Source organism: Endozoicomonas sp. SESOKO4, from assembly GCF_024606275.1.
In genome coordinates this window covers 1-4948 of the sequence record NZ_JAHHPS010000314.1, presented here as the reverse complement: position 1 = coordinate 4948, position 4948 = coordinate 1, and the positions used below count along the sequence as shown (strand labels likewise).

Annotated in this window: 5 protein-coding genes and 1 pseudogene; 4 read left to right on the top strand and 2 right to left on the bottom strand. The window is 44.5% G+C overall.

Annotated elements, in window-relative coordinates:
• Both KDK16_RS05970 and KDK16_RS05965 read right to left on the bottom strand, forming a co-directional pair.
• Positions 1-327 (bottom strand): annotated as a pseudogene (locus KDK16_RS05970) (hypothetical protein); the annotation flags it as partial.
• A gap of 81 nt (positions 328-408) precedes the next feature.
• Positions 409-1473: a DUF3080 domain-containing protein gene (locus KDK16_RS05965; RefSeq protein ID WP_257252426.1), complete on the bottom strand. Its 1065-nt coding sequence runs from the start codon at positions 1471-1473 to the stop codon at positions 409-411.
• Between the two features lie 163 nt (positions 1474-1636).
• On the opposite strand from KDK16_RS05965, the gene pdxB reads away from it, so the two are divergent.
• From pdxB to KDK16_RS05945, 4 genes are all read left to right on the top strand, one after another.
• Positions 1637-2788 carry a 4-phosphoerythronate dehydrogenase PdxB gene (gene pdxB / locus KDK16_RS05960; protein WP_257252425.1) on the top strand — a complete coding sequence of 384 codons (1152 nt, stop codon included), beginning with the start codon at positions 1637-1639 and terminating at the stop codon, positions 2786-2788.
• 95 nt (positions 2789-2883) lie between these two features.
• Positions 2884-3255, top strand: a complete 372-nt coding sequence (locus KDK16_RS05955; RefSeq protein WP_257252423.1) for a disulfide bond formation protein B — start codon at positions 2884-2886, stop codon at positions 3253-3255.
• Between the two features lie 216 nt (positions 3256-3471).
• Positions 3472-4116, top strand: a complete 645-nt coding sequence (locus KDK16_RS05950; RefSeq protein ID WP_257275155.1) for a hypothetical protein — start codon at positions 3472-3474, stop codon at positions 4114-4116.
• Positions 4117-4509: 393 nt separating this feature from the next.
• Positions 4510-4948 (top strand): hypothetical protein (locus tag KDK16_RS05945; protein ID WP_257275154.1); only part of this gene is annotated, 439 nt, incomplete at its 3' end.

Below are 4948 nucleotides of genomic sequence, written 5' to 3'. Positions count from 1 at the left end.
GTATTCGGGAGGCTCAAAAAAGGCGTGGTCATGGAAGCTGTCGTAATAGCCTTCCCAATGACCGTTCAGTGGATCATTGAGGTCTCTTGCAGGCACCAGCTTGTTGAGCCAGGGCACCATGGCATCCACAGTACCATCTTTTTTCAGGGCCCAGCAGAGAATTTTCATGCTGAACAGTTTGCCCGGATTGGCGTCGTTACTGTAAAGCATTTCCAGGCCATCCAGCTCTGGCGCCAGTCTGATAATTTTTTCACTATTTGTTTCGTTGACGGGCTTGCGGGTAAAAAGGTCAATCACATTCCCTTCGACATCCGGCTTTTTATCCATTGAATCTCCGGTGATGCAGGGCGTAAAAGTGTGAGTCAGGAATCGCCCTTAAGGCAGTCTATCGGCACTGGTGTCTGGAAGTTAATTCGCAGGATTTTGTCCGGGTTGCATTTGGCATTCAGCCAGCACTTTCTGCCAGCTTCGGGTATGTCGCAGGATGGCTTTGTCCAGTTGATGCCACACTGAAAAGGTGGAGTCAGAATAGCCAATGGCCCGTAGATAGTCTTTCATTGCCTTATCAGGAGGCGCTGGCAGTTCATGCAGTAAAGGCAGCACGACTGACCGCCACTCTCTACCTTCTGAAACTACTTTTGCCATATAAGGCTGAATACTGTCGACGTAGAAAAGTCTGAATACATTGTTGAGTCGCTCTATTTTCAAGGAGCGCCGACCTTGCGGACAGATAGTATTGCTTTTTTCCAGCATCACTGAAACCCGATTGAGGGTATTGCTGATAGCCGTGGCAGCAGCCAGTAACTGACCACTATAATGCGAAGCAGTCAATTGTTGCAGATGCATTTCCAGAGACTGTTGATCGTAGGGAGGAGAAAAACGGTCATCTTTCAGATAGAACCGCAGATAGTTTAACGCTTCCAGTGTTCCCTGGCGGCCGTTATCACCGTGGAGGGGAAGCAGAGTCTGAAAGCCGCTGAGTTGGCCTGGCAGTTCGGTATTAGACAGCAACATGTTCCATTTCGCGGCAGGCAATGCGGCTTCTTTCTGCTGGAGGATGACTTCCAGCCTGACCCTGAGTTCTGGCTTTTTATCCTGCTGCCGTAAATAGTATGTGCAGTCTTTAAGCTGGACGATCAGTTTTTTTTCGTAGTGTAGCAACTGAGATGGCTGCATCTGTTTACCCAGGCTGTTGTTGCGGTGTGCGATGAGCTGGGTGAGCTTGGGACATTCCAGAAGGTTCAGGGCTTCCAGTGCTTTCAAACGAACATCGGGCAATGGATATTGCCTCTTTCTCAGCGGAGGAAGTTCAGGAAAGCTGACTGTAGCAGAAGGCATTGGCTGTCCGGTAACAGTACTGATCCTTTCTTCATACTCCTCCAACTGATATTCAGGCGTGGACCGAAAACCACAGCCCGTCAGAGTGAAGAGCAGAAGCAGGGCGAGGAAGCGAACAGTTACTTTCAAGGTCATGAGCAATGATTGGCCAGATTGAGAGCAGTATAGGTTTTATAATGGTTATCTTCTCTCGATTCTCTCAAACAAACGTGACAGATATGCATAAGCCCTGAGTTGTTAATTGTAAGGATGGACTATAGTATCACGGCATTACCGGACTCAACGAATATCACCATCGATGAAAATTGTTGCTGACGAGAACATACCTCTTCTTCATGAATGCTTTGGGGCACTGGGTGAAGTAATGGCTTTGCAGGGTCGGGATATTACTGCAGGCGATATTGCCGGTGCAGATGCGCTGCTGGTGCGCTCAGTGACAAAGGTGAATGAATCACTGCTGAGTCAGGCGTCCTCGCTCAGGTTTGTAGGCTCCTGTACTGCGGGCGTTGATCATATTGACCAGCAAGCACTGACCAAACGGGGCATTACTTTTGCCAATGCGCCTGGTTGTAATGCCCGATCTGTTGTTGAGTATGTGCTTTGTGCTCTGGATATCCTTGCCGATCGGGAGGGCTTTAAGCTGGAGAAAAGAAAGGCAGGTATTATTGGTCATGGACAGGTGGGCAGCCGACTTTATAAGACCCTTGAAGGACTGGGTGTTGAAGTTATGGCCTGTGATCCGCTCTGTGAGCGAACGCCGGGAGTCAGATTTGAACCTCTGGAAACACTGCTGCAACAGTGTGATGTCATTGCCCTGCATACTCCCCTGACCCGGAACGTAAAGTATCCTACCCATCACATGTTGGATTATGACAGGTTAAGTCAGATAAAACCGGGTTCTATTCTAATTAATGCCGGGAGAGGTTCGGTTATTGATAATCAGGCACTGCTGAAAGTCATTGAAGAAGGTCTCGATCTCAGTGTGGTGCTGGATGTCTGGGAATATGAACCTGATGTTAATCTGGATTTGCTGGCTCGCGTAGATATTGGCACCCCTCATATTGCTGGCTACAGTCTGGACGGCAAGATCTCCGGAACCGAAACGGTCTATAAGGCTCTGTGCCAGGCCTTTGGCCTGCCGGGTCGAGTCAGGCTGGCCGCTATCACTCCCATGCCCGCCCTGAAACGAATGGGCTTCAATGACTCTGCTACAGCCGCCCAGGCTGCTGGTTTGGCGATGAAATCGGTCTACGATCTGCGACGTGACGATGCCCTCATGCGCCGCCTCTTCTTTATGGACAAGAAGGCACGCCGTATTGAGTTTGACCGAATGAGAAAGCATTATCGGGAGCGGCGGGAATTCAGCACTCTGACGGTTCAGGCAAGAAAGTGTGAGACAGGAGTTCAGGCGCATCTGAAGGCACTGGGCTTTCATCTTCAGGAGCCCTGAGGCATGTTTGGCAGTTCGCTATAAGCAGTTCATTGTAAAGAGTCTTGGTCATCTTACGATAACTCTGTTGAGATAAGTTCACTGAGACAGGTTTCATGATCACGAAGCTGGTGCTGAGCCACTACATCAGACCATTGGGTTGGATTGCTATTGTGATCTGCGCAGTGACCTGGTGGATGGATCTGGTGGAAATCGTTCAAACCTGCCCATTCTGCCGAACAGAAAGAACAGCCATTGGACTGCTCGGAGTCTTAATGGTATTGCCTCACTTCCGTTATATCAGTATTTTCTTGACCTGCCTGGTTTCCGTGGTCGGTCTTGTTACTGCTTCTCAGCACTTGTTCCTGATGATAAAAAGCTGGCACTTCTCATTGAATACTCCACTGGTCATCATAGCTTTGTGTTTGCTCAGTGGTGAGTTACTGCTCCTGATCGAACGTACCTGGCTGAACCGCAAAACAGGTTGAAACAAAAAATTCAAACTCAGGCCTGTTCTTTGTTATGCGGACTTACTTCGTAGTTAGTGTTAATAAAAAAACTAGTAAAAAAGGGAATTATTATTCCTCTTTTCTGTCATATATAATATAACCAGTGTTGGAAGGCAGAAGGTTGAAAAAAAACTGTCGTCTGGATATGGGAAAGACTGTCCGGCTATTTTAAGAAATACTACAGGATGTATGACAATGAATCCACTGACAACAACATGCTTGCAAGACCACCTCGCTTTAGCACAGCCAGAATGTTCTGGTATTAAAGAGTTAGTACCTAATAAATTAATAATTGATCAAAGCTACGAATCACAGGTTAGTGAAAAATCATTATCAGAAAGAAGCGTAGATTCTTCGAGTCAATTTCATTTTCTTAATGAAGAACTCATCGTAGAAAAATTCTACATTGAAAAACTGAGCGATAAAGAAGTCTGCATTAAAGAAATTGACGATATAGAACATTACGATGAAAAAAAAGTTCAGATTACTAAATGCGTTGTTTTTCCCTTTGTTTTAAATGGTGTCAAGCATTATAAAATAGATGCAAGAAATCCTGTTCTGGATAAAGATTGTTTAGTTTCTTTATCTTGCGCTGAGGAAGTTAATGTTGATTTATGCTATCGAGCACAAGTAAAAAAAAGGTTGTCCGAACTTTTTACGAAGGGCTTTAAGAATGTTTGTAAAACGGTTTCTTCTTTTGAAAATGAAGGAGATGTTATGCGTGGTATTTGCCACCATTTTGTTAATTATCTGGCATTTGGGATGGATAAACAAACATCGCAAAATTTCAGTGAATGGTATGAAAAACTGCCGTTTGTTTCTATTCATATATCAGATTAAAAATATACCCTTTAAAGAAAGTTACTGACACAGCTGGTTATCTACCCTGAAGTCGGTGTGGTAGTTTTTACAGAATCACTCCTCGTCGGTCGCTTAGCCTGCAAGGTTTTGACAAGTTCATTACTCCGAAAAATGCTGTGCTTGAACGTAGATTCAATATCTTCTGCAAATTATGGTTTGGTGCAACCAATGAAGACTGCTTAGGGTCACAGTTTTCGGTCATAGAGAGTCGTTCAATGAAGCTGAACAGGATCAACTGTAAGGCCCCGAGTCTCATGACGCCGAAACAGTAAAAAGTATGGCTTGGTTTTCTATTGCCGGTATCAGTTTGCCAAGACAATTACGAACATTGAACTATCCTTAACAGCCTGACTCAATGTTGTATGGTAATTTATGAAAAGTTTAAAGGCATTCTTGCCAATTTTTATAGTTTTTATGATGTTTCCTAACTCAGGGCTCGCGGATGGTAAGGATGAGTTAGTGAAAAGAGCAAGTGACTTCAAAAAAGCTTTTTCAGATAGGTTGTATGGAACACATAGTTGGGGAGCTCAGTTTGATGGGTCTACAATGATTCAAATTGCTGAAAAGATTGTTGTCGATCATGGCATTCAAGGGGATTTGATACCGTTTATTATACCCTTGAGTGAAGAATACTCTGCTAAAGGTGATTCACTTTCACTCATCATATTAGCTGCAATGTGTCTTAATTATGTCCCACATGCAAGTCGTGAGATCATTTTAAGTTATCTTATGATATTACAGTCTGCAGTGTTTGAAGCAATGAAGTACCACGCAATACAAAAAGAATATATTTTTAATCTGATATATGAAT

Bases quoted from the DNA above. Each gene is read 5' to 3' on its own strand.
- pdxB (WP_257252425.1), top strand. From the start codon at position 1,637: ATGAAAATTGTTGCTGACGAGAACATACCTCTTCTTCATGAATGCTTT.
- KDK16_RS05965 (WP_257252426.1), bottom strand. From the start codon at position 1,473: ATGACCTTGAAAGTAACTGTTCGCTTCCTCGCCCTGCTTCTGCTCTTC.
- KDK16_RS05955 (WP_257252423.1), top strand. From the start codon at position 2,884: ATGATCACGAAGCTGGTGCTGAGCCACTACATCAGACCATTGGGTTGG.
- KDK16_RS05950 (WP_257275155.1), top strand. From the start codon at position 3,472: ATGAATCCACTGACAACAACATGCTTGCAAGACCACCTCGCTTTAGCA.